22 protein-coding genes are annotated in these 24,017 nt (G+C 60.7%); 13 read left to right on the forward strand and 9 right to left on the reverse strand.

What is annotated here, in order from left to right:
* Positions 1-52: 52 nt before the first annotated feature.
* The 4 genes from hslV to ACDK93_RS00390 all read left to right on the forward strand — a co-directional run bounded on the left by hslV (position 53) and on the right by ACDK93_RS00390 (position 4,717).
* Positions 53-589, forward strand: a complete 537-nt coding sequence (gene hslV / locus ACDK93_RS00375; protein ID WP_458070617.1) for an ATP-dependent protease subunit HslV — start codon at positions 53-55, stop codon at positions 587-589.
* 175 nt (positions 590-764) lie between these two features.
* Positions 765-2,105, forward strand: coding sequence for an ATP-dependent protease ATPase subunit HslU (gene hslU, locus ACDK93_RS00380; protein ID WP_458070618.1), 1,341 nt, complete (start codon positions 765-767; stop codon positions 2,103-2,105).
* Between the two features lie 93 nt (positions 2,106-2,198).
* Positions 2,199-2,810 (forward strand): hypothetical protein, encoded by a 612-nt coding sequence (locus tag ACDK93_RS00385; RefSeq protein ID WP_458072304.1) that lies wholly within the window; start codon positions 2,199-2,201, stop codon positions 2,808-2,810.
* A gap of 188 nt (positions 2,811-2,998) precedes the next feature.
* On the forward strand, positions 2,999-4,717 hold the full coding sequence (locus ACDK93_RS00390) for a thiamine pyrophosphate-dependent enzyme (RefSeq protein ID WP_458070619.1): 1,719 nt from the start codon (positions 2,999-3,001) through the stop codon (positions 4,715-4,717).
* Between the two features lie 48 nt (positions 4,718-4,765).
* Here the strand turns inward: ACDK93_RS00390 and ACDK93_RS00395 are convergent, their stop codons facing one another.
* On the reverse strand, positions 4,766-5,467 hold the full coding sequence (locus ACDK93_RS00395) for a glutathione S-transferase N-terminal domain-containing protein (RefSeq protein ID WP_458070620.1): 702 nt from the start codon (positions 5,465-5,467) through the stop codon (positions 4,766-4,768).
* Between the two features lie 167 nt (positions 5,468-5,634).
* On the opposite strand from ACDK93_RS00395, the gene ACDK93_RS00400 reads away from it, so the two are divergent.
* On the forward strand, positions 5,635-6,093 hold the full coding sequence (locus ACDK93_RS00400; protein ID WP_458070621.1) for a hypothetical protein: 459 nt from the start codon (positions 5,635-5,637) through the stop codon (positions 6,091-6,093).
* Between the two features lie 608 nt (positions 6,094-6,701).
* Here the strand turns inward: ACDK93_RS00400 and ACDK93_RS00405 are convergent.
* Positions 6,702-7,550 carry a helix-turn-helix transcriptional regulator gene (locus ACDK93_RS00405; RefSeq protein WP_458070622.1) on the reverse strand — a complete coding sequence of 283 codons (849 nt, stop codon included), beginning with the start codon at positions 7,548-7,550 and terminating at the stop codon, positions 6,702-6,704.
* Between the two features lie 81 nt (positions 7,551-7,631).
* Between ACDK93_RS00405 and ACDK93_RS00410 the strand changes: the two genes are divergently transcribed.
* Both ACDK93_RS00410 and ACDK93_RS00415 read left to right on the forward strand, forming a co-directional pair.
* Complete coding sequence (locus ACDK93_RS00410; RefSeq protein WP_458070623.1) at positions 7,632-8,522, forward strand: SDR family oxidoreductase; 891 nt, start codon at positions 7,632-7,634, stop codon at positions 8,520-8,522.
* A gap of 120 nt (positions 8,523-8,642) precedes the next feature.
* Positions 8,643-9,728, forward strand: coding sequence for an IS630 family transposase (locus ACDK93_RS00415; protein WP_458070624.1), 1,086 nt, complete (start codon positions 8,643-8,645; stop codon positions 9,726-9,728).
* Between the two features lie 214 nt (positions 9,729-9,942).
* Here the strand turns inward: ACDK93_RS00415 and ACDK93_RS00420 are convergent, their stop codons facing one another.
* A complete protein-coding gene (locus ACDK93_RS00420) occupies positions 9,943-11,067 on the reverse strand; it encodes a zinc-binding alcohol dehydrogenase family protein (protein WP_458070625.1) in 1,125 nt (374 codons plus the stop codon).
* Between the two features lie 148 nt (positions 11,068-11,215).
* Here ACDK93_RS00420 and ACDK93_RS00425 point away from each other — a divergent pair, with 148 nt between their 5' ends.
* Positions 11,216-12,148: an AraC family transcriptional regulator gene (locus ACDK93_RS00425; protein WP_458070626.1), complete on the forward strand. Its 933-nt coding sequence runs from the start codon at positions 11,216-11,218 to the stop codon at positions 12,146-12,148.
* Positions 12,149-12,502: 354 nt separating this feature from the next.
* Here the strand turns inward: ACDK93_RS00425 and ACDK93_RS00430 are convergent, their stop codons facing one another.
* Positions 12,503-13,579 (reverse strand): aldo/keto reductase, encoded by a 1,077-nt coding sequence (locus ACDK93_RS00430; RefSeq protein ID WP_458070627.1) that lies wholly within the window; start codon positions 13,577-13,579, stop codon positions 12,503-12,505.
* Between the two features lie 84 nt (positions 13,580-13,663).
* On the opposite strand from ACDK93_RS00430, the gene ACDK93_RS00435 reads away from it, so the two are divergent.
* A complete protein-coding gene (locus ACDK93_RS00435) occupies positions 13,664-14,275 on the forward strand; it encodes a TetR/AcrR family transcriptional regulator (protein WP_458070628.1) in 612 nt (203 codons plus the stop codon).
* A gap of 440 nt (positions 14,276-14,715) precedes the next feature.
* Here ACDK93_RS00435 and ACDK93_RS00440 read toward each other — a convergent pair whose 3' ends face one another.
* Complete coding sequence (locus ACDK93_RS00440) at positions 14,716-15,732, reverse strand: medium chain dehydrogenase/reductase family protein (RefSeq protein WP_458070629.1); 1,017 nt, start codon at positions 15,730-15,732, stop codon at positions 14,716-14,718.
* A 419-nt stretch (positions 15,733-16,151) separates the two neighbouring features.
* On the opposite strand from ACDK93_RS00440, the gene ACDK93_RS00445 reads away from it, so the two are divergent.
* The gene (locus ACDK93_RS00445; RefSeq protein ID WP_458072305.1) at positions 16,152-17,915 is read left to right on the forward strand and encodes a chloride channel protein; all 1,764 of its coding nucleotides are present in this window, start codon (positions 16,152-16,154) and stop codon (positions 17,913-17,915) included.
* A gap of 223 nt (positions 17,916-18,138) precedes the next feature.
* Here the strand turns inward: ACDK93_RS00445 and ACDK93_RS00450 are convergent, their stop codons facing one another.
* Together ACDK93_RS00450 and ACDK93_RS00455 are read right to left on the reverse strand one after the other, a co-directional pair.
* Positions 18,139-19,014 (reverse strand): MBL fold metallo-hydrolase, encoded by an 876-nt coding sequence (locus ACDK93_RS00450; protein WP_458070630.1) that lies wholly within the window; start codon positions 19,012-19,014, stop codon positions 18,139-18,141.
* Between the two features lie 208 nt (positions 19,015-19,222).
* Complete coding sequence (locus ACDK93_RS00455; RefSeq protein ID WP_458070631.1) at positions 19,223-20,137, reverse strand: LysR family transcriptional regulator; 915 nt, start codon at positions 20,135-20,137, stop codon at positions 19,223-19,225.
* 96 nt (positions 20,138-20,233) lie between these two features.
* Here ACDK93_RS00455 and ACDK93_RS00460 point away from each other — a divergent pair, with 96 nt between their 5' ends.
* Positions 20,234-20,869: an NAD(P)-dependent oxidoreductase gene (locus ACDK93_RS00460; protein ID WP_458070632.1), complete on the forward strand. Its 636-nt coding sequence runs from the start codon at positions 20,234-20,236 to the stop codon at positions 20,867-20,869.
* 65 nt (positions 20,870-20,934) lie between these two features.
* On the opposite strand, the gene ygiD is transcribed toward ACDK93_RS00460, so the two are convergent.
* Positions 20,935-21,720, reverse strand: coding sequence for a 4,5-DOPA-extradiol-dioxygenase (gene ygiD / locus ACDK93_RS00465; RefSeq protein WP_458070633.1), 786 nt, complete (start codon positions 21,718-21,720; stop codon positions 20,935-20,937).
* 108 nt (positions 21,721-21,828) lie between these two features.
* Positions 21,829-22,422: an ester cyclase gene (locus ACDK93_RS00470; RefSeq protein WP_458070634.1), complete on the reverse strand. Its 594-nt coding sequence runs from the start codon at positions 22,420-22,422 to the stop codon at positions 21,829-21,831.
* A gap of 122 nt (positions 22,423-22,544) precedes the next feature.
* Between ACDK93_RS00470 and ACDK93_RS00475 the strand changes: the two genes are divergently transcribed.
* Positions 22,545-22,865, forward strand: a complete 321-nt coding sequence (locus ACDK93_RS00475) for a winged helix-turn-helix transcriptional regulator (protein ID WP_458070635.1) — start codon at positions 22,545-22,547, stop codon at positions 22,863-22,865.
* 265 nt (positions 22,866-23,130) lie between these two features.
* Positions 23,131-24,009, forward strand: coding sequence for a tyrosine-type recombinase/integrase (locus ACDK93_RS00480; RefSeq protein WP_458070636.1), 879 nt, complete (start codon positions 23,131-23,133; stop codon positions 24,007-24,009).
* The last annotated feature ends 8 nt before the right edge of the window (positions 24,010-24,017 follow it).

A 24,017-nucleotide genomic window follows, 5' to 3' on the forward strand; every position in this document is an offset into this window, starting at 1 on the left:
CGAGAGCGCCCGGCCCCATTTCGGCGGTTCAGGCAAACAATGCGGAGCGCTCATGGAATCGTTTCACGCCACCACCATCGTCTGCGTCCGTCGCGAAGGCCGCGTCGTGATCGGCAGCGACGGCCAGGTCACGCTAGGCAACACGGTGATGAAGGGCAATGCGCGCAAGGTGCGCCGGCTCGGCAAGGCCGGTGACGTGGTCGCCGGTTTCGCCGGCGCCACGGCGGACGCGTTCACCTTGTTCGAGCTGTTCGAGCAGAAACTCGAGAAGCACAACAACAACCTGACCCGCGCCGCGGTGGAGATGGCCAAGGAATGGCGCACCGATCGGCGTTTCGGTCGACTGGAAGCGATGCTCGCCGTGGCCGACAAGGACGCCTCGCTGCTGATCTCCGGCAACGGCGACGTGGTGGAGCCGGAACATGGTCTGATCGCGATCGGCTCCGGCGGCCCCTTCGCCCAGTCTGCTGCGCTGGCCCTGCTCGAAAACACCGAGCTCGATGCACGCACCGTGGTCGAGAAGGCGCTGAAGATCGCCGGCGACATCTGCATCTACACCAATCACAACGTGTCGATTGAAGAACTTTAAATAGAGCGGGGAACGGGGACTGGGGAACGGGAAGCGTGCCGTTCGTCGTAATCCTTCGCATCCCGCTCTGATTTCAGCCCTCTTATTGGCGGTCTGCGTACCAAACTTTCAGCCATTCAAAAAAGCACGCGTTCCCCGTTCCCGGTTCCCCATTCCCGCTTTTAAGAAGTACACCATGTCCGAACTCACTCCCCGCGAAATCGTCAACGAACTCGACCGCTTCATCATTGGCCAGAACGACGCCAAGCGCGCGGTGGCCGTGGCGCTGCGCAGCCGCTGGCGGCGCATGCAGCTGGCGCCGGAGATGCGCAATGAAGTGACGCCGAAAAATATCCTGATGATCGGACCGACCGGCGTGGGCAAGACCGAGATCGCGCGCCGCCTGGCGACGCTGGCCAACGCGCCGTTCGTCAAGGTCGAAGCGACCAAGTTCACCGAGGTTGGCTATGTGGGCAAGGACGTCGAATCGATCATCCGCGATCTGGCCGATGTGGCGTACAAGCTGACCCGCGAACAGGCGGTCAAGCGCGTGCGTACGCAGGCCGAAGATCGCGCCGAGGATCGCATCCTCGACGCGCTGCTGCCGCGCCGGCAGTCCACGCCGACCGACTGGAGCCACGACGCGCCGGCGCCGGCGATCGAAAACGACACGCGGCAGAAGCTGCGCAAGCAGCTGCGTGAAGGCGCGCTGGACGAGCGCGAGATCGAGCTGGATTTCGCCATGAACGTCGGCGTGGAAATCATGTCGCCACCGGGCATGGAGGAGATGAGCGCGCAGCTCAAGCAGATGTTCCAGAACATCGGCGGCGCCAAGACCCAGCAGCGCAAGGTCGCCATCAAGGTGGCGCGGCCGATGCTGATCGATGAGGAGGCCGGCAAACTGCTCAACGACGACGAAATACGCTCGCTGGCGATGGAGGCGGCCGAGCAGAACGGCATCGTCTTTATCGACGAGATCGACAAGGTTGCGCAGCGCGGCGACCACGGTCACGCCGGCGTCAGCCGCGAGGGCGTGCAGCGCGACCTGCTGCCGCTGGTGGAAGGCTCCACCGTGTCGACCAAGTACGGCCCGATCAAGACCGACCACATGCTGTTTATCGCCTCGGGCGCGTTTTCGCTGGCCAAGCCGTCCGACCTGATTCCGGAGCTGCAGGGCCGGCTGCCGATACGTGTGGAGCTGTCGGCGCTCAGCGTCGACGATTTCAAGCGCATCCTGCGCGAGCCGCACAACGCGCTGACCAAGCAGTACGTGGCCTTGCTCGGTACCGAAGGCGTTACGCTCGAGTTTGTCGAGAGCGGCATCGACCGCCTGGCCGAGGTGGCGTTTCAGGTCAACGAGCGCACCGAGAATATCGGCGCCCGGCGCCTGCATACGGTGATGGAGCGGCTGCTGGAGAAGATTTCCTACGAGGCGGCCGACAAGTCCGGCGAGCACTACCGCATCGACGCCGAGATGGTCGACAACAGCCTGGCCAGCCTAGTGCAGAACGAGGACCTCAGCCGCTACATTCTGTAAAGTCAGGGCGCATTCGCAAGTACCTGTGGCGTGAGCGAACCCTCCTGGCCGGCCATAACAAGCTGCCTGACCCGATCTGGTAAAATCATGTCCGTGAGCAACATCATTGAACTCAAAACCACCGGACAGCGCGCCCAGCTACGCGAAGCGCAGCAGAAGCAGACGCTGATCCGGCTGTGGCGCGAAGACCTCGAGCACGGCAGCTTCTGCGGCTACGTGGGCGGCGTCGGGCAGGAATTCTTTCTGCTCTGGGTGGTCGGCGACGGCATCACGTATGACGGCATGTACATCATGCGTCATCGCGATATTTCCGAGCTGGAAGCGCCAGACAAGCACCATGTCTTCTTCGAGAAGGCGCTGGCGCTGAAGCACATCCTGCCCCGGCCGCCGCGCGGTTTTCCGCTGGACAATATCCGCGAAGTGATTCAAGCCGCCGGAGCGCAAGCGCCGGTCATCGGTGTGCACGTGGATAGCGAAGATGAGTCCGAAGTTTGCTATATCGGCCGGCTCGCCAGCGTGGATGACGACGGCTTCTATATGCAGGAGCTGAGCCCTGACGCAGAGTGGATGCGCGAGGTGTCGTTCTTCGGTTGGGACGAAGTCTCCACAGTCAGCATCGAGGACAGCTACGCGCAGGCGCTACTGGCCGTCGCCGGCACGGCGCCGCCGCTGGAACAGAGCGATGCCGGCGTCAGCCGCATTTGAGCTGACGCCGCGCTCCAGCAGTAAACGTATGGCGTGACGCCAAACGCCTGCCGCCAAAGCGGCGGGCGTTTGCTTGTTCGCACCGCTGGCGCCGCCCTGCATTCACCCGGAATTTTCACCGACGCGCATTCAATCGAGGTTTGCGCGAGCCGCCCGATGCCCGCGTTTGCCTTTCGCGGAGATCACCCATGAGCAAGAAAAAAGTCGCCGACATCATCATCGAAACGCTGCAGGCTGCCGGCGTGCAGCGCTGCTACGGCATCGTCGGCGACACGCTTAACCACATTACCGACGCGATCCGCCGCAGCGATATCGAGTGGGTGCATATGCGCCACGAGGAGGCCGGCGCGATGGCCGCCGGCGGTGAAGCGCTGATCACGGGTCGACTAACCGCCTGCGCAGGCACCTGTGGACCGGGCAGCCTGCATTTCATCAACGGCCTGTTCGAGGCGCACCGCAACCGCGCGCCCGTGGTGCTGATCGCCACCCAGGTCGCCACCAGCGAGATGGGCATGGATTTTCCGCAGGAAGTGGACCTGAAACCGATCTACGATACCTGCAGCCATTTCTGCGCCTATATCCATTCGCCGGCGCAGGCGCGCCGCGTAACCGCGCTCGCTGCACAGGCCGCACTCAACAAGCGCGGCGCTGCGGTGATCATCGTGCCGGGCGACATCAGCCAGATGGAGGTCGAGGACGGTCTGGCCTTCCGCCCGCATCAGCCGCAGCCGGTGCTGCGGCCGTCCGATGCCGAGCTGGACGAGATCGCCGCGGTGATCAACGCGGGCAAGCGCGTCACGCTTTACTGCGGCTCCGGTTGCGAGGGCGCCGAGCAGGAAATCGTCGCGCTGGCCGAAAAGATCAAGGCGCCTGTAGCCCATACCTCGCGCGCCAAGGATTTCATCGAGCCCTACAACCCATACAACATGGGCATGACCGGCATCCTCGGCGTGGAATCCGGCTTCCGCGCGCTCGACGCGTGCGACACCCTGCTGCTGCTCGGCGCCGATTTCGCCTGGAGCCAGTTCTATCCGAACGAGGCCAAGCTCATCCAGATCGACAGCGACGCCACCCATCTGGGCCGGCGTCACCCGGTCGATATCGGCGTGGTCGGCCACATCAAGGACACCATCGAAGCCCTGCTGCCCCGTCTGCGCGCGCGCGAGGAGCATGCCTTCTTGCGCAACAGCCTCAAGCATCGCGAAGCAACGCTCAAGCAGATCGCCGAGGAAGAGCACGCCGGCGGCGACGGCCTGATCCATCCGCAGTATCTGACCAAGCTGATCGATCGATATGCCGACGACGATGCGATCTTCACCGCCGACGGCGGCAGCCCGATGGTCTGGCTGCTGCGCCACATCACCAGCAATGGGAAACGACGCACGCTGACCAGCCTGGTCCACGGCACCATGGCCAATGCGATGCCCGAGGCGCTCGGCATCCAAAAGGCGCTGCCTGGTCGGCAGGTGATCTCGCTTTCGGGCGACGGCGGCATCAGCATGCTGCTGGGCGACCTGCTCACCGCCGTGCAGGAAAACATTCCGATCAAGGTGATCGTCTACAACAACAGCTCGCTCGGCTTCGTCGAGATGGAGCAGAAAGTTGAAGGCCTGCTGGATGCGTTTACGGAGTTGAAGAATCCGGACTTTGCCAAGCTGGCCGAGGCGATCGGTTTCTACGGCCGCCGGGTGGACGACGCCTCGACGCTGGAGGAGGCCATACGCGATGTGCTGTCGCAGCCCGGCCCCGCGCTGCTCGACGTCAAGGTCAACCGCTACGAGCTGGTGATGCCGCCGAAAGTGGAGGTGGGGCAGGTGCTGCACACCGCGCTTTACTCGGCGAAGGCGATCATCGCCGGCCGCGGCATGGAGGTCGAAGAGCTGGTGCGCACCAACTTCGCCGACTGAATTTAAGCACCGCTGGCTCCAATCGGATGCCAGCGGTGCGGTCACGCGCTATTTTTCCGGCGCACCTTGTCCGAACATGTGCTTGCGCGCTTCCTCGTCGGTGGTCAGATCGACTTTGCCCTTGATGGTGTCGGCCAGCGCATAGGCACGGCGGGTGCCGTCGCGATCGCGAATCTGCTCGAACCACATTTTCAGATTCGGAAAATCGTCCAGTGTCATGCCTTGCGCCTCATACGGCACGATCCACGGATAGGCCGCCATATCGGCAATCGTGTAGTCCTTGCCGGCAATATAGGCACGGCCTTCCAGCCGCTTGTCCAGCACACCGTAAAGCCGGCGCGTTTCATTGACGTAGCGGTCGATCGCGTAGGGAATCTTTTCCGGCGCATAGCGGTTGAAGTGATGGTTCTGACCCAGCATGGGGCCCAGTCCACCGACCTGCCAGAACAGCCACTCGGTCACCACGTAGCGTTCGCGCAAATCCTTCGGCGAGAACTTGCCGGTCTTTTCGGCCAGGTACTGCAGAATCGCACCGGATTCGAAAATACTCAGTGGTTCGCCACCGCCCAATGGATCGGTATCCACCATCGCCGGCATCTTGTTGTTTGGTGAAATCTTCAGATATTCCGGCGTGAACTGCTCGCCCTTGCCGATATTCACCGGCTTGATCTCGTAAGCCAGTCCGGCCTCTTCCAGAAACATCGTTATCTTGTGGCCGTTGGGGGTAGGCCAGTAATGCAGTTCGATCATGGGAAATCCTCGGGTACACGGTGAGCAGGGTGAATCCACCGGTTGAATATGACCCAGCTGCCGATAAGACTTTGCGAAGAAAACTCGCTCGTATCGTCAACCGGCTCGCGGGACCTTGCGTTGATCGAGGTGTTGCCGTCGCTCGGCACATCATTGGAGATATCAGCATGAAGTTTTCCCGCCGTTTCGCCCTGCTTGGTTTCGCTCTCGCCGTTGGCGCCTCAAGTGCCGTCTACGCTCAACCCTTTCAGGACACGCCGCCTCCAGCAGGAAGCAGCAATGCAGGATCAGGTCAGCACGCGATGCCCGATCCACAGAAGCAGACCGCGCGACTGAGCCGCAAACTGCAGCTGACGCCAGACCAGGCCGCGAAGATGGAGCCGATCCTCGCCAACCGCTTGCAGCAGATGCAGCAGTTGCGCGGCGACACGTCATCCTCCAAGCGCGATGTGCATCAGAAAATGCGCGCGCTCAAGCAGGATACCGACAGTCAGATCCAGGCCATCCTCACCGACAGCCAGCGCCAGCAGTATCAGCAGATGCAGCAGCAGGCGATGCAAAAGCATCTCGATCACAAGCAGGGCGCACCGGCTGCAGGCGGCGGCAGCGAGAATGACGGCGGTTAAGCCGAATCACTGAAGCGTTCGACGGTTCGATGCCTGCAGCCGGTGACATCTCTGCCTGCAGGCATCGTCGTTATTTTCCGATGCAGAAGGTTTAAATGGTTCTTAAACTGATGTATTCATTAGCATTATTGAAAACCATCCTAGCTTCGTGGGGCCATCCGTGGGACCAATTCATCCGAGCTCCCGGTTATTCGCATTCCCTCAGTTGCAAAACGCCAGCCACCTGCCCACCTTCGCCACAGCAGTTGACCAGCTTCGCCAGCGAAGCTGACCATGGCCGGCAGCCAAACTGCCCATTATCGCAAACGAGTTGCTCAATTCCGGCAACTAGCCTGACCAGCATCACTGCCGGTCGGACCTACAAGGTTTACCCATGGAGTCGACCGGCAGGGGTCGGCCATTTTGAGACAGTCGTCGTCTCTATCAAGTCGCTCCATAGCTGCCCTTCGATGTCGAGGTGATAACACTGCCTCCCACAAACTGATCCTCTGGCGCCGAGAGATTGCACTTCGCTGATCCCGGATTTTTCACCACAGTGAATGCACCGGTGCCTTCTTATATTGAACGCTATGTTTGCGAGGGACTGGTCGTGGCCAAGCTGAGCCGCGTCACCTCAGCTCTTCCATCGCAGATCTGATTTTGTCAGCGTCCACCAATGTCGCGGGGTTGTAGACCACCATGCTGAGGTCTAGTCGGCCATCAACCGCGAAGGTCGAATATTCGAACGCAAGCGGACCGAGCACTGGGTGACGTATGTGCTTGACTGCTTCGCCATGGGTACTGCGAACGTCGTTATCGAGCCACATCGTCCTGAACTCGGGACTGAGCTGGCAGAGTTCTTCCACGAGAGGACCCACCTCCGCCGCGGCACCCGCACGCGCGGCGTCCACACGGAAGGCGCCCACCACGTGGCGGGCCACGTTCTCCCAGTCGTACTGCGCAGCGCGGGCACGGGGGTCGAGGAAGAGGGTGCGTAGCACATTGCGCTGATGCGGCGGCAGGGAACCATAGTCACCCAGCATGATTGTGGCGGCGCGGTTCCAACCGACCACGTCCCAGGTCGCGGTCCTGATGAGGGCGGGGCTCGGGTTCAACGCATCGAGAACGCGCTGCAGTCGTGGCGTGATGTCGCCGTTCTTCTTATAGCGAACCTCAGGCGGACGGCCGAGGCCTAGCAGGAAGAGATGCTCGCGCTCGACATCCGTCAGCATGAGCGCACGCGCGATCCGATCCAGCACCTCGGCCGAAGGTGCTCCGCCGCGTCCCTGTTCGAGCCATGTGTACCAGGTCGGACTGATGTTGGCCCGCTGCGCTACTTCTTCACGGCGCAGGCCGGAGGTGCGGCGACGCTCCCGGGGAAAGCCGAGAGCAGACGGATCGAGCCTGCTGCGGCGATCGCGCAGATAGGTCCCGAGCGGGTTCTCGGTAGTCGGACGCTCGCTGATCCTGTTAGCCATTTTACTATGATGATTTCACTACTTTACCGGGATAGAGCATACGACCACATTGGTCCCCAACGAAACTCGGAGACTTAATTTATGCGTGTGTTTGTTACGGGTGCTACTGGAAACATCGGCTCGAAGGTCGTGAAGGAATTGATCGCGGCGGGCCATCAGGTGATCGGCCTCTGCCGTTCGGAGAACAAGGCGCCGGCTCTGGCGGCCGCAGGCGCCGAGGTCTATCGCGGGTCGATCGCGGACCCGGATAGTCTCAAGGATGGCGCGGCCCGATCGGATGGCATCATCCATCTGGCCTTCAACCACGACTTCTCTAATTTCGTTCAAAACTGCGAGGATGACCGCGGTGTGATCAAGGCGCTAGGGTCGGTTCTCGCCGGCTCCAACCGGCCATTGATCGTGACCTCCGGAACCGGGTTGGCCAATACCGTGCCCGGCCAGCCGGCCAGGGAAGACAATGCTATCTTCGGTTGCCACGTGCATCCGCGCGCAGCCTCCGAAGAGGCGGCCGCCGCTGTCGCCGCGGACGGAGTCAACGTCTCCATTGTGCGGCTTCCGCAAGTCCATGACCCGCTTACGCAGGGCCTTGTCACTTCTGCCATCGCGATTTTTCGTGAAAGGGGTACTTGCGCGTATGTCGGGGACGGACTCAATCGCTGGCCGGCAGCGCACGTTCTCGACGTCGCCCACCTCTACAGGTTGGCGATCGAAAAAGCTGAGCCGAACGCCAAGTATCACGCGGTCGCGGAAGAAGGTATATCGATACGCGATATGGCAGAAGCGATTGGTGGACGTCTGAAACTACCGGTCAATTCCATCACCCCGGAAGAGGCTGAAGCCTTTTTCGGCTGGCTCGCCATATTTGCCGGGCACGACGTGCCTGCCTCCAGCGAACAGACGCGCAGAAGGCTGGGATGGGAGCCGACTGGCCCCGGATTGATCGCCGACCTCGAAAGTTTGCACATTCCCTAAGACTGAAATCCTCGGAACTTGGTGGCTGGATGCCTGCTAGTGTAGTGTTGCAATCTTGAGTGAACTTATAAATGGCCCGCCGGTCTCATGTTTTACTACGAGGCCTGCGGGAGAGATGGCGTGCGAGTTGCCCCTGACATTGTGCTGAGCGACGAGGAGCATAGCGAGCTCACTCGACTGGTGCGCTCCAAGCTCACCAGCATCCGGCTGGTGCAGCGTGCCCGCATCGTTTTGCTGGCGGCCGAGGGTAAGCAGAACAAGGCGATTGCAGCGCAGTTGAGCCTTGGACGGGTGCAGGTCGCGCGCTGGCGCGAACGCTATGCCCAGCATCGACTCGCCGGGATCGAGCGCGACCGCCCGCGCGGCGCGCCCCCGTTGAAGGTCGACGTGGCCCGGCTGGTGGAACTGACTACGCAGAGCACGCCTTCGGCAGCCACCCATTGGAGCACGCGCACGATGGCCGCTGAGCTGGGCATCAGCGCTGCCAGTGTCTCGCGCCACTGGCGCGCGAACGGATTGAAGCCCCATCGCGTACGCGGCTTCAAGATCTCGCGCGACCCGCAGTTCGTTGAGAAACTCGAAGACGTCGTCGGCCTGTACATGTCGCCACCCGAGCATGCGCTGGTGCTGTGCTGCGACGAGAAAAGCCAAGTGCAGGCGCTCGATCGCACGCAGCCCGGACTGCCGTTGAAGAAGGGACGGGCACAGACGATGACGCACGATTACAAGCGCCATGGCACCACCACCCTGTTCGCCGCGCTCAATGTGCTCAATGGCCAGGTCATCGGTCAGTGCCAGCCGCGCCACACGCATGTGGAATGGCTGAAGTTCCTGAAGAAGATCGACCGCAGCACGCCCAAGGACAAGGCCTTGCACCTGATCGCCGACAACTACGCCACGCACAAGCATCCGGTCGTGAAAGCGTGGCTGGACAAGCATCCGCGCTTCTACATGCATTACACCCCGACCTCGGGGTCGTGGCTGAACATGGTCGAGCGATTCTTCCGCGACATCACCACCGAACGCCTGCGCCGCGGCGTGTTCACCAGCGTGCCCGAACTGGTGAGCGCCATCGACGCCTACGTCGCTCATCACAACATCCAGCCCAAGCCTTTCATCTGGACCAAGAGCGCGCGCGACATCCTCCAGAAGGTCATTCGCGCCAATAGCCGCTTAAGTTCCAAACAGAATGCAGCACTACACTAGGTTCCGAGCTTGGGTTGCGGCCGTCGGACACCCGGCACAGCGCGGGGTGAGCTGATGACTGTTGCTGCTTAAGCAACCTTGACCAGTGCTGCTCGTTATCGACTGATCAGGTCGGGGTTCTACCCCGTAGTCACGGACAGCAGCTTCAAAGCAATCTGCCGGAGAGAGTCTGCTTTGTGCCTATTGGCCACGTCATGCATCGGCCGGGCAGCGGTTAAAGCGACACAACAACTTTTCTTGCCGAGACGCCGCGTCGAAGAAGCGCCATCGCCTGCGGTATCGCTTCCAGAGAATGCCCCGCCACGAGCGGTGCAGGAGCTGGAACGATACGGCCGCTGGCCAACGCGGGTCCCAAGAAGTCCTGGAAGATCGTCTTACCGAGAGTGCCCTTCATGAGCGCAGTGCCCCAGATCGATCGCGTGGCTACTCCTCTGAGACGGGCTTGGATTGCCAGTCCGAGGAAGCCTGCAGCGAGTCGCGGAAGGTGCGTCAACTTCCACAAAAACTGATGGGTCAACGGCGCATCGTCGATCGGCAATGGGGCGCTTGCCATCGATACGATCCGTCGACCCTGGCATTGGCTCATGACATCGATGCACAAGGCTCCGGATCCGGCACTAATCGCCAGGGCGCCAGCCATGTCGCGGTTGTCCAGGTGCTTCACAATCGTTGCAACGACGTTCGCATCGTTGTAGTCGAAAACCTCGCTGGCACCGAGCTCGCGCACATACTCGAAGTTCTTGGGGGACGCCGTTGTGACAACCTCGTAGCCCGCAGCGACCGCGAGTTGGATCGCACAGCTTCCAACACTGGTCGAGCCACCCCAGATCAGAACCGCCTTCCCGGTCGGATCGGTCCGTTCTATAGACGGTGTCTGTAGACCGAGCTGATCATGCAGAAACAATCCACATGCAGCAGTGGCAATCGCCAGCGGCAGGACGGCTGCCTGCTCGAAGCCCATGGAATCCGGAAGGGTGGTTGCTGCGTTCTGGCGCAGGACCACGTACTTCTGGAACGCCCCCTCGGCCGCCCTGTTGGCTAGCTTGTCGATGCCCAGCGCCAGCCCCAGCACCCGGTCGCCTGGTTTGAATCGGGATACCGAGGCCCCGACTGCAACAACCTCGCCGGCGACGTCCGATCCCAGGATCGCCGGGTAGGTCACCCAAGGTGTAACCATGCTGCCCAGCGTCTGGACAACACCATCGAAAGGATTCAGAGCGATCGCCCGATTGCGAACCAGAATTTCGCTGGCGCCAATTTGGGGCATCGGCGCTGCCAACACGGTCAAAGGCTGACCTTTGGCGTTGATCCAGGCGGCTTCGTTTGAATTGTCGGACATCAAAAGTCTCCTCGTGTGGAATGGGATGACCGGCCAGCGGACATCAGCATCCAGCGCCACCTGCGTCAATCAACGCACTGTATGGGTCAGGATCGGAATGATCTATGATGATTCGTTCTGAAATCGTCTTCATTCGTTCAGGAAATAGATGGATCCACTCTCTGAAGTCATCCGGCAGTCCAAGCCACGCAGCATTACCGTCGGCGCAACGGATGTCGGCGGAGACATCGCCATCCAGTTCGCCGCGCATGAGGGTGCCTTCCTCTATTGCCTGGAATCCGGCGAGTGCTGGTTGCAGGTCGAGGGCGAAGACCAGCCCATCTGCCTGGTCGCGGGCGATTGCGTCGTGCTCCCTCGCGGTCGGCCCTTCCTGCTGGCTACCGATCTCAATCTCCAGCCCACGGATGCGGGCGTCGTCTTCGAGGACCGGCCGAACGGCTCCGTTGCGGCCTACAACGGAGGCGGCCGATGCCGGATGTTTGCCGCCTACTTCGAATTCGAGACTGGGTTCTCGCGCTTCCTGTTCAGGGCGCTGGACACCATCGTGCGCATTAACGACCCCGTGGCGAAGGCGACGCTGCGCGAGGCAATCGATCAGATGATCGATGAGCTTCAACGGGGGCAGCCGGGCGGCGAAGTCGTCGTCGATCACTTAGCGCATATCGCACTCATCAAGCTCTTGCGGTTTCACTTGTCCGAGGTGGCCCATGCGCGATCTGGATGGCTGTACGCTCTCGCCGATTCGCGCATGGGCGTGGCGATTGCCGCCATGCACGATGCCCCATCTCGGCGCTGGACCGTCGCATCTCTGGCCAGCATCACCGCTATGTCTCGCACCGCCTTCGCCACACGTTTCAAGAGCACGGTAGGCAAGGCACCCATGGACTACCTGACTCAGTTGCGGATGTTGATGGCAACCAAGCGGATGACCGAACCTGGGGCACGGGTGTCGGTGGTGGCCCAAGATCTGGGGTACGAATCGGAGAGTTCCTTCAGTGCAGCGTTCAAACGGGCCACGGGCCTTCCACCGCGGCGCTATGCGGAGAGCACGCGCCGCGGAGCTCGACCGGCGGACGAATAGACGTCAGCTCGAACACCTCGCCGGGTTACTGGGTGAATTCTCGAATGCCCGTTCCTGGGCCCCCATTCCCCGGCCATTGATCGGCTACAACGGGTCGAACATTGCCCATTCGAGATATCGGCGCACGCTGGCAGGCTCCGCTACCTCGGTAGGAGTCCACCATCAATACGATCGATACATCCACCCAACGCCGCGAACCCTGGAACAAGGGACAGCGACACGAGAAACGGTCGCTATCCGGCCAATAGTCGGTCGCCTGCTGCAAATGCTTGTCGCAAAGCGGGCGTTCGAAATCGCTGAGGATCTTGTCCACTAACACCAGGACTCTCCTAGCCGCGATAGATCGTAACCGTGCTATTCGCCCCAGCCTGAAACATTATTCCCACCAAAGACCATACGGCGTATGGCAGGCATTCCGAGACTGGACGTAAAGTCAGGTAGCGGAGCGCTTGCCTCGTTCAATCGTTGTACTTGCTGGTCGTGAAGTGTGATGTTCATTGCCGCGATATTGCTTTGAAGCTGCGAGACGCTACTCGCACCCACGAGCGTCGAAACAATTCCAGGCTGGGCCATGACCCAAGCAAGTGCCACCTGGGCTGGATGGCTATGCAATTCGTCTGAGACACTTTTGACGACTTCAAGAATGTCCCAGTTACGAGGGGTGAACTTACTGTCTCCGAAGGGGTTGGCGCCGCTCAAACGTCCCGTGGAGCTGGTGTCCTCGCGCTTATACTTGCCGGTGAGAAAGCCGCCCGCCAGCGGGCTCCAAGGCATGACGCCCATGCCGCTTTCGCGCGCCGCAGGAACGTGTTCGCTCTCCACGTCGCGTGCCACCAGCGAGTACTCCAGCTGCATGGCTATGGGCCTCGGATATTGGCGTTCGGCAGCGATGGTGGCTGCTTTAATGGCGAACCAGGCGGGCATGTCCGAGAAACCGTAGTAGCGGATTTTCCCGGCGCGGACCAGATCGCCGAGGGTTTGCACGATTTCCTCGGCCGGAGTCACGCCATCCCAGATATGCATCCAGTACAAGTCGATGTAATCGGTGCCAAGACGCTTCAAGGATGCATTCAATGCGCGGTGGATATTCTTGGATCCGTTGCCACCGGCGTTGGGGTTACCACCACCTTTTTGCCTGGCATCGAGGGGGTTGGCCGAGGCGTTGAACGCAAACTTGGTCGCCAGCACGATGTTGTCGCGGGAGCCGGAGTCCTTGATGAACTTGCCGAGCAACTGTTCGCTAACACCGCGGGTATAGACGTCTGCCGTGTCGACAAAATTGCCACCTGCTCCGCGATAGGCGTCGAAGATCTGGCGAGACGTAGATTCGTCGGCACCCCATCCCCCTGGCCCGAAGGTCATTGTGCCCAGGCAGAGGGGACTGACGACCAAGCCGGAGCGACCCAGCGTGCGAAAATCTGTCAAGGACATTGGTTCTTACCTTTACATAGTGATCGATACACAACACCGTAGATTCATTGCTCCGCATAGTCAACAGGTTTTATAGTGGACGTTATGGAAAGTCATTCTCGCAAGCTAGGCAGACCACGATCTTTTGACCGCGACGAGGCGTTGAAACAGGCCATGCTTGCTTTCTGGCGTCACGGGTACGAAACGACATCGATCGGCCATCTGACCAAGGTCATGGGGGTGACAGCGCCAAGCCTTTACGCAGCATTCGGCGACAAGAAGCGCCTGTTCTTGGAAGCGATGCACCGGTACGCGGGAACCGCCGAAGATTTCGCTGCAACCCTGCGCGAGTCCTCCACCGCCTACGAAGCCGTGCATCAAATGCTAATGTCGTCGGCTGACCTCTTCACGAATGGCAGCACGCCGCGAGGATGCTTGCTGGCAAGTGCGACGGCAAGCGGCTCAGTGGAGGCAATGGACGTCCAGAAAGCCGTCGCTCAAGTTCGACGCCAGATGATGAGCCGCGTGCGTTTGCGTATTGAGCAGGATATAGCTGCTGGTTTGCTCCCTGCAGATACGAACGCGAAGTCGCTAGCGAGTCTGGCGATCGCGTTGGTTCAGGGTTTGTCGGTACTGGCGCGAGACGGCGGTCGCCGCGAAGACCTGAGGGCAATCGTCACGGTTGCAATGGACGCTTGGCCGAGGTCCTTGGCCTGAAATCTGCGCTATTGTCTGGTCCCGTGTGATTCTATCTCGCATCGGATCTGGCGTTTGGGCGCAGCTCGTGATGCTATGAGGCAACTTTACCAGTCGCTCGGGACCGGCCCATGCCCCGACGTTGCATCCATTAGCCCGCACTACGCCGCGCGTTCGCGCTGAGCTTCGCGCTGCCGATCCGGCACCGACCGATGCTGAGCTGGCGCGCCGCTGCGGCTTGACGCCACCCACCGTGCGCAAGTGGCGTCTGCGTGATTCGACAGCCGACCGCTCGCACCGTCTGGAGACCAGCGGTTATGACTGGATCAAGATTACGGGGAGTCGACACCAACACTTCGGCAGGAGTGCATGAAATCGCGGGTGAATCCGGACTCCCACGGTGGGGCTCCAGGAAGAGGCCCGAGCAAGACCTTCCTGGAAGAAGATCAGTCGGAGCAAAGTTAGCCGTTCGGCGTGAGTACAATCTTTCCTTCGAGCCCACCTTGCTCTATGCGCGCATGCGCCTGGGCGACGGCTTCGAGCCCTATACGGTCGGCAATGCGGGGACTGATTTCGCCTCGCTTCAGGACACCAAGCAATTTATCAAGGTCGTTGAGGAACCACTCGGGATGCTTCTTTCGCATGGACATGATCGAATAAAAGCTCGTTGACCGCCCCCATGAGAACAGGTTCCACCACCGTAGTTTTGCCAACCAGAAACCGAGCAAGACGATGGACGCGTTACGCTGAATTCCAGCCGAGACGCCGAATGCCGAGAGGTGCCCGCGGGATCCCACGGCGCGCCAAGCTCTGGAGAAACCCTGCTCAGCTATACCGTCAAATACCGCGTCGAATCCGCCTAGCAATACCTGCCCCAAATCCGCCACATCGCGGTCGACGTACGTTGCGCCGAGTGCCCGTACCAGGTCAGCGTGGCGGGCACTCGCGGTGCCCCACACCTCGCATCCTGCCAGCTTTGCGAGCACGACAAGTGCCTGCCCGACTGCGCCCGCAGCGCCAGTGACTAAGAGTTTCTGACCTGATCGCACTCGCGCGTCGCGGTGCAACAGCTGGTATGCCGTCATCCAACTCAACACGAGCGAAGTTGCCACTGCGGGGTCGAGTCCCTCTTCAACAATAGTGCAACGTTTGGCCACCAGCGTGCGGTATTGAGCGTAGGAACCTGTCATTGTCAGGTCGGCAACGCGCTGGCCAATCGTCAATGAGGAGACGCCCGGGCCGATCTTCACAACTTCTCCGACGAGGTCGTAGCCTAAAACGAGCGGTGGCTTTTCCTTGAGATCAGGGTACTGACCTTTGCGCATCATGATGTCGGTAAATTGCACGCTTGCTGCGAGTACCCGCACCAATACCTCACCGACGCCAGGATTGGGGACAGGACTCTCCACGACGGCAAGACGATCTGTTCCTCCAAATTTACGGAGCAAGACGACGCGCTGACTTGTGGGGATGTCCAACGTTGTTCCTTGGAATAAGTGTTGAAATATCGTCGGGGTACCAGTTCTCGAGCAACAGTGCGTGCGCTGTTCCGAGAGCCTATTCGAAAGCTAGCCTCTCCGAAAGCTCCCCTTTGCCACTAGTAGAAATGGGTCGGTCAGCGACCATCAGGCAAGAGCCGCCACCCGACCAGTCGGCGCCCTTCAACAAAAACGTCGCTGACTGGCAAATGGTCATTCCTCGCATCGTGGTTTTGATCAGATCTCGCAAGCCAAAATTTCCGTTCATTTTCCAGCCAGCTATGACGGCAAATTCCGCGTAGCCTTCGCGGGCTGAACAGGCAAACGGATAAGAAATGCAAAAGAATGTTTCCGGGCATCGCTCAGACGTCGCCCTGCCGTTATCGCCTGCGCTCGACAGCACCCTCATCGCGGCGCACATGCCCCGTGTATTTCGGCCTCTTGATCGTCGAGTGCTCTGGGTCACTGGAATGGCCTTGTTGCTGGGGGGCGTCGTCGGTCTGGTGGCCAAGATCCTTACCGCACTGATCGGCCTCATCACCAACCTGACTTTCTACCGCCGCTGGAGTTTCAGCTTTGCCAGCCCGGTCGGGAACCACCTCGGGCTCTGGGTCATCCTGGTGCCGGCGGCGGGTGGTCTTGTTGTAGGTGTAATGGCTCGCTGGGGCTCGCGTGCGATCCGTGGCCACGGTATCCCGGAGGCGATGGAGCAGGTGCTGCTCAACGAGAGTCGCATTCCACCGATGATCACTTGGTTGAAGCCGCTATCGTCCGCCATCGCTATCGGCACGGGAGGGCCGTTTGGCGCGGAAGGTCCGATCATCGCAACCGGTGGCGCACTCGGTTCGCTCATCGGTCAGATGACGCATGTGACAGCTGACGAGCGCAAAACCCTGCTCGCCGCCGGTGCGGCAGCCGGCATGGCGGCGGTGTTTGCCGCGCCGGTATCCGCCGTGCTTCTGACGATCGAACTGTTGCTGTTCGAGCGCCGCGCCCGCTCGTTGATTCCTGTGGCGCTCGCCGCGGTGGTCGGCGCCGGCATGCACTTCGTCTTCGAAGGCAGTGCGCCAATGTTTCCGATGCCAGCTGTGGCCGCACCCGACATGGTCGCGCTGGCGAGCTACATTCTGCTCGGTGCCTTGGTGGGTGTCGTCAGCGTCGGCGTCACCCGCCTGACCTATGCCATCGAAGACACTTTCGAGAAGCTGCCGATTCACTGGATGTGGTGGCCGGCCCTCGGCGGTCTGGTCGTGGGCGCCGTGGGTTACGTCATGCCGCAGACATTGGGTGTCGGTTACACCAACATCACGGCGGTGGTATCCGGACAGATCGGCCTAGTCGGCCTGATCGGCTTGTGCCTGCTGAAGCTCTTGTCGTGGTCGGTGGCGCTGGGCAGTGGTACCTCCGGCGGCACACTGGCGCCCTTGTTCACGATCGGTGGCGCCTTGGGTGGTGCACTGGGTATCGCGGCGGTGGCACTTGCACCGTGGTTGCATATCGATCCACGCCTCGCAGCGCTGGTCAGCATGGCGGCGATTTTTTCGGGCGCATCTCGGGCCTTCCTGACGTCGGTGGTATTCGCTTTTGAGACCACGCAGCAGCCACACGCTTTGCTGCCCTTGCTGGGCGCATGCGCAGCAGCGTACATGGTGTCGGGCTTGACGATGCGCAACACGATCATGACCGAGAAGATCGTCCGTCGTGGCGTACGCGTGCCTTCCGAATACAGCGCTGATTATCTCGATCAGGTTCTGGTGCGCGATGCGTGCAGCCGCGATGTCGTCAGCCTGCAGGCAAACCAGCAGATTTCAGATGTGCGCGAGTGGATGGGAGAGGACATGATGGACGCGAAGCATCAGGGTTTCCCCGTGCTTGATGCAAGCGGTCGACTGACCGGTGTCGTAACGCGACGCGATCTGTCGAACGGCAAGGTCTCCGGTGATGCGTTGGTGGGATCATTGGTCTGTCGTCCGCCGCTGGTCGTCGAAGAGAGCCATTCCCTGCGGGAAGCAGCCGATCACATGGTGGAATCCAATGTGGGCAGGCTGGTCGTGGTGAGCGCCGAAGATTCCGGCCGCATGATCGGCATCATCACGCGTGGTGACCTGCTCGCCGCACATGCGCGGCGCCTGCGCGAGGCGCGCCATTCCACTCGGCATTTTAGCAAGAAGAAGCCGGCTTGAAACGCCGGAGTCTCTTCCAACGAGGTGTGAGCCTGAAGCCCCTGCCGTGATTCCAACGAGGTATGAGCCTGACGGGGTAGGCGGCTGACGCACAGGGTCGATCATTACCGACATGGTGATCGACATGAACGAGTCTCAGGTGCGTACGCTGGCGCAGGTACGTGAGGTGCTTGCCGGCACGGCCGCATTGGAGTTCCAGGGTGCCCAGGACCAAACTGATGCCTCACTGAGGCCATTTGTAATCGCCCTTGATCACTTTGGCACCAAGCTCAAGCCATGAGCGCTCAGGCAAATTTGGATAAATCGATTCCATCGCAGTGACCAGGGCTTGCGCGGTTCGAGCCTTCTGATTCTGGATTTCGAAGTTCTTCAGATACTCCTCGTCGAACTTCACCGCCGCCAGACCAGGCTGCAGTGGACCGAGGTAATGGCCTGGCACCACGCGCAGGGGTCTGAGCGCTTCGACGCTCTTGAGTGTGGCCAGCCACTGCTTGCGGGCCAGCGGTGTTTGCGTGTCGGCAACCCATACATGGGTTCCGCCGAACACCACCGCGCCACCGACCACGGTCCGCAGTGACGGGATCCAGACGTAGCTGCGATCCGGCGTGGGGCCGTCGAGCCCTTCGATGTCCAGCGCATGACCTTCGAGCATGATGCGGTGGCCTTGGAGCACATCCGGAAGTACCAGCTTGTGCGGCGCGTTCTGCTTCAGGATTGGCCCCCAGTAAGCCAGCTTGCGTTGCATAAGCAGCTTGATCGCAGCGACGCTGGGCGCCGTGGCTACAATCTTGGCGTTGGGGAAAGCCGTCTTTATGACATTGAGGCCGAAGTAGTAGTCGGGGTCGCTGTGGCTGACGTAGACCAGCGTGAGATTCTTGCCGGTGGCCTTGATCATTTTTACTACCGCTTCGGCGTCATTGCGCTGAAACTGCGCATCCACCAGAACAGCATCGTGTTGACCACTGATGATTTCAGATGACACCGGAAACACCGAGTGCGCACCCGGGTTGTACACCTGCAGTGTCAGAGGCGTCGTGGCGGCGCCGGCAGCGCCGGCAGAAACGGCAAGAGCACAGGCGAGTGCGATTCGACGAAGCATTTTGAATCCCCTGATGGTTTTGAGGTTGGGCGATACGGACCGCTTCCCACTCTAGGTGGTGCCAGTCGTCTGAAGAACCACCCTTCGAGCAATGGTTTGTTCCATCGTTTGCCGCAATCCTTTGCGCCCTGGCCGTATCTATGTGCCGGCAGCTTTCAGCGAGGTGCCAGCAGCTTTCAGCGAGGGGATCGACCAACGTGGAAAGGACTCAAACAGACGTAGTCAAGCCTGACCATTGGGGATCGACGCTGAAGCGCTCGCCCAGAAAGGTGAGGAACGAGCGCACCGCTGCCGGCATCTGCTTGCGCGAAGCGTAGACACCAAAGATACCCATGGCGTCAGGCTGGTAGTCCGGCAAGACGTTGACCAGACTGCCAGATGTCAGCAGCGGGCTGGCCAGATACATCGGCAGCATGGCAATGCCGGCGTCGGCGAGAACGGCGCTCATCAAGACCGAGGCTTCGTTCGCACAGATGCGACCGTTTACGGCGACCGAGACAGTCTGGCCTTCGCAAGTCAACCGCCACAGTCGCTTGCCCACGAATCGGTGCAGCAGGCACTGATGCCTGGATAGCTCATCAGGTTGCTGTGGCACGCCTTGTCGGCGCAGGTAAGCCGGTGTTGCACACAAGACCGAACGGCACACGCCGAGTTTGCGAGCGACCAGACCTGGATCAATCTTGTGCGAGATCCGGATTGCCAGGTCAACCTGTTCTTCGATCAGATTAACCATGTGGTCGGCCATCAGCATGTCGACTTCCGTCTGAGGATGGCGCCCGACGAACTCGGCGACGGCAGCGGCCAAGAAACTTTGGCCCAGCGAAGGACTGCAGGTGACACGGATGTGCCCGGATGGAGCCGCGCTTTCGTCGATCAGGGTGGAGCGCAGACTACCAGTCAGTTCGAGGACTTCGCGACAGCGAGTGACCGCCGTCTCACCTGCCGTCGTCAGACTGATGCGTCGAGTGGTCCGATGCAGCAGTCGCGCACCGATCCATTCCTCCAATTCAGTGATGTATCGCGACACCATGGAACGGGATATGTCCAGTGCATCTGCCGCCGTGCTCATGGTCCCCCGATCGACTACCTCGACGAATACTTTCATGGCCAGCAGTCGGTCCATCTTGCTCCACCTCACGAAATAGTTTGTTTGCGGACAGATGCTTTATCCGCCGCGTTCTTGCGCCTATCGTGCAACTCTTTGCGCAGGGAGACACCCATGAAACTTGCCCTCATCGGCGCTCCCGGCCATATCGGCAGACACATAGCCCAGCATGCGCTCGAACGCGGACATCAGATTACTGCGATTGTCCGTCGCGATACGGACCTGCCGGCTGAGCTGGCGGGCTCGAAGATCGTGCTTGCGCCACTCGATAGCCCGACCGGGCTGCAGGCCGCGCTTGCCGGGCATGACGCGGTGGCCAGCGCATTCGGTCCGGGGGCTGCAGCCCCCAACACGCTGGTTTCAGTGGCCGGAGCCCTGATCGTCGCTACCCGACAGTCCACCATCAGCCGGCTGTTGGTGGTGGGAGGCGCCGGAAGTCTGGATGTGCAGCCCGGCGTTCGCCTCCTAGACACCCCGGCCTTCCCCGCGCTTTACCGCGCCCAGGCACTCGCGCATTGGCAGGCGCTGATGGTCTATCGCGAGGCGGTGGATCTGTCGTGGACAGTGATGGCTCCCGCAGCTTCAATCGGTGAGGGTGAAACCCGCGGCCACTTCAGGGTGCAAGCGGCAAAGTTGCTTGTCGACGAACATGGCGACAGTCGTATCAGCTACGGCGATTACGCAGTCGCTTTCATCGACGAACTCGAACAACCGCAATTCGTTCGCCAGCTTGCGACTGCAGCCTATTGAATCTGTTCCGGCCGAGATATCTCCGGTCGCGACCAACGTCGTCATGGATGTGCTTGCGACCCCCATTACGTCAGGCGGCCTATCACCAGCGACGTCATTGACAGGGTGCTGAGCACATGATCGTCGAATACCCTTACCGGGTCCGTATCCCGCTCCAGAGCAAGCGCGTAGAGAAGTGGCAGGTAGTGTTCCGGCGTGGGAACAGCCGTTTCCGCATCCGGGCCCAAGCGCTGGTAATCACACAGGCCTGCATGATCGCGCGCGCTGATCCTTCGGTTCACCTCGTCGCGAAATCGCGACACCCAGGGAGTTGACTCATCGTCAACGTGGCGAAACCGCCTGAGGTTGTGCACGATGTTGCCGCTGGCCACGACCAGGATATCTTCGTTTCGCATAAACAACATTTTTTGGGCCAAGGCATAGTGCTGGCTGCCGTTGAGATGGTGATCCAGACTGAGTTGCAGTACTGGAATATCAGCCTGCGGGTACATCGCGCCTAGTACGCACCACGTCCCATGATCCAAACCGCGCTGCGGATCCAGACGAACTCTCACCGATTGCAGGCGCTGGACGAGGCTCTGGGCAAGCAGCCGGTCGCCCGGTGCCGGATAGTGCATCGCGAACAGCGCCTCGGGAAATCCACGGAGGTCGTGGATGGTCCGCGGAGACGGCGACGAGGTGAGCCAGGTACCTTGGGTTTCCCAATGCGCGGAAATACAAACAATGGCGAGCGGTCTCCGCAAAACCCGGCCCAATGCCTGCCAGCTTTCATGAAACCGATTGCCAGGCAACGCGTTCATCGGAGATCCGTGTCCGATAAACAACACCGGCATCGGTCGCGCTTTATCCATGTCGCATCCATCTGGAAAGAGCTGCCGGATCGTTCGCACAGCAGCCACCGGCTGCCTGCTGCCGTGCCGCCATGGCAGCACGGCAGCGAAAGCTGCGGTCCCACTGGTTCAAGGCGAAATACCCAACTGCCGCATATACGCAGCGTTGTCCCAGAACAGATGCTCTTCGGCGATACATCCGTTTTTCCAGTGCGCAATGGTGGCCATGGACAGATTGAGCTTCCTGCCGGTCGGCTGGATGGTATGGCCGCCCATGTCCATGGGTCGGGTGAAAGTGGCTTGCAGCACACCGACGGTGGCGGTCCAGTCGCCGGCGACCAGGGTCTGTTCAGACGTCCGCTTCTGCGGCGTCAGGGACGCCCACTCGTCCGAAGCAAAACTGACCGGATGTGCGGATACGCGCATGTCCGGGGTAGCCGAAAACATTGCGGCAATATCCTTTTGATGCTGCTTGATACCGTGCGTCACGTGTCCGTCGGGATAGGTCACTGTGACGTCAGGGCAGTGAATCTCATCGAACAGGGTCCAGTTCTGTTTGCTGAAAGCGTCGAAGTCAAGCTGATCGAATCGATGCATCAGCTGGACCAAGTGTTGCCGGGACACGCCAGATCGTGCGGCGTCAGCGCGCGACATGGGCGTCAAGGTCAATCCGATGATCAGAAATCCAGCCGTAAAAACTGAAGTGCCGATACGCAAGGTCATGCTTGTCCCCAGGATGGATGAGATGGCTGCCCGACATGGGTTTCCATGAGCGCAGTCGCACATACTTTCGCCACAAAACGGTAGTCCGTAAATTCGTTACTAGCAGGTAACCGGAGATTGCAATGAAGGTTGAATCACCAGGTCCATGCATGGCTGATGTGGTGCTGCGAGCACTGCGCGGTCGCTGGGCGACTCACATCCTGACTGTTGTAGCCGTGCATGAGCGGATTCAGTTCAACGAGCTCAGACGCGAAATTCCTCAAATATCCGCCAAAGTGCTCACCGAGCAACTGAAGTATCTGGTGGCCTCCGGCGTACTCGTGCGCGAACAACTTGATCATGGCCGCAAGGAAGTCATCTACAGCTACACGCAGCGAGGTCACGAACTCAAGCAGGCGCTTGACGGATTGAACGCGCTAGCTGAGCGGTGGACGAAGCCGTGAAGGATGGGGCTTTATGCTGGAGAAAGACCTAATGTCAGCTTGCGCAACGCACACGACCACCGGTGAGCGGGCGCAACCCGCAGGCGCATTGTGGCGATGCTGATACCTGCCGTTCGCCACCGGCTGCTCCGGGTCGAAGGACTAAACCGCTCGCGCGGTAGTTTGGCTTCGTTTGACGTTGGTGGGTGGCTGAGCGCCCCGTAGTTCTGTGTTTTGTATGTTGCGCAGTGAGGCAATCCGCCTCGTTCGCTACGGGAACACAGCCATGGACATCTCTTCAACCCAACGTACGTCGCCCCTGCGTCAACGCATGATCGAAGACATGCGGATGCGCAAGCTCTCGTCGAAGACCCAGAGCAGCTACATTCGCGCCGTGCGGCACTTTGCCGGATTTCTCGGTCACTCTCCCGACACGGCCAGCGCCGAGGACCTTCGTCGTTATCAGTTGCACTGCGTCGATCGCGGCGTGTCGCCCGTCACGCTCAACGCCACGATGACCGGACTGAGGTTTTTCTTCGAGATCACCTTGGGTCGCGGCGAGTTGATGGCCAGGACGCAGCACGTGCGCGTGGCGCGTACGTTGCCGGTGATTCTCAGCCGCGAGGAGGTGGGCCGCCTGATCGAGGCGGCCCGGAATCTCAAACACCGGACCGCGTTGTCGGTCGCCTATGGTGCGGGACTGCGCGCGAGCGAAGTGATCGCCCTGAAGGTCGGCGACATCGACAGTCGGCGCATGGTGCTGCGTGTCGAGCAGGGCAAGGGCCACAAGGATCGCTACGCACTGCTGCCGCCCCTGCTGCTGGAACGGCTGCGCGCCTGGTGGTGCGTCGCCCGGGCCAAGGGTCAGATACTGCCGGGCGGCTGGCTGTTCCCCGGCCTGGACCCGATCGACCCGATGAGCACGCGGCAGCTCAACCGCGTCGTGCACGAGGCCGCCGCCGCCGCGCACATCGATAAGCGCGTTTCCATGCACACGCTCAGGCACTCCTTCGCCACCCACCTGCTGGAACAGAAGGTCGATATCCGCACCATCCAGGTTCTGCTTGGGCACAAAAAGCTCGAGACCACAGCGCTCTACACGCAGGTGGCTACCGACACGCTGCGCGAGGTGGTCAGTCCTCTGGAGAGCACGCGACCTGCGTGAGGGGGCGT

The organism is Rhodanobacter sp. BL-MT-08, assembly GCF_054161255.1.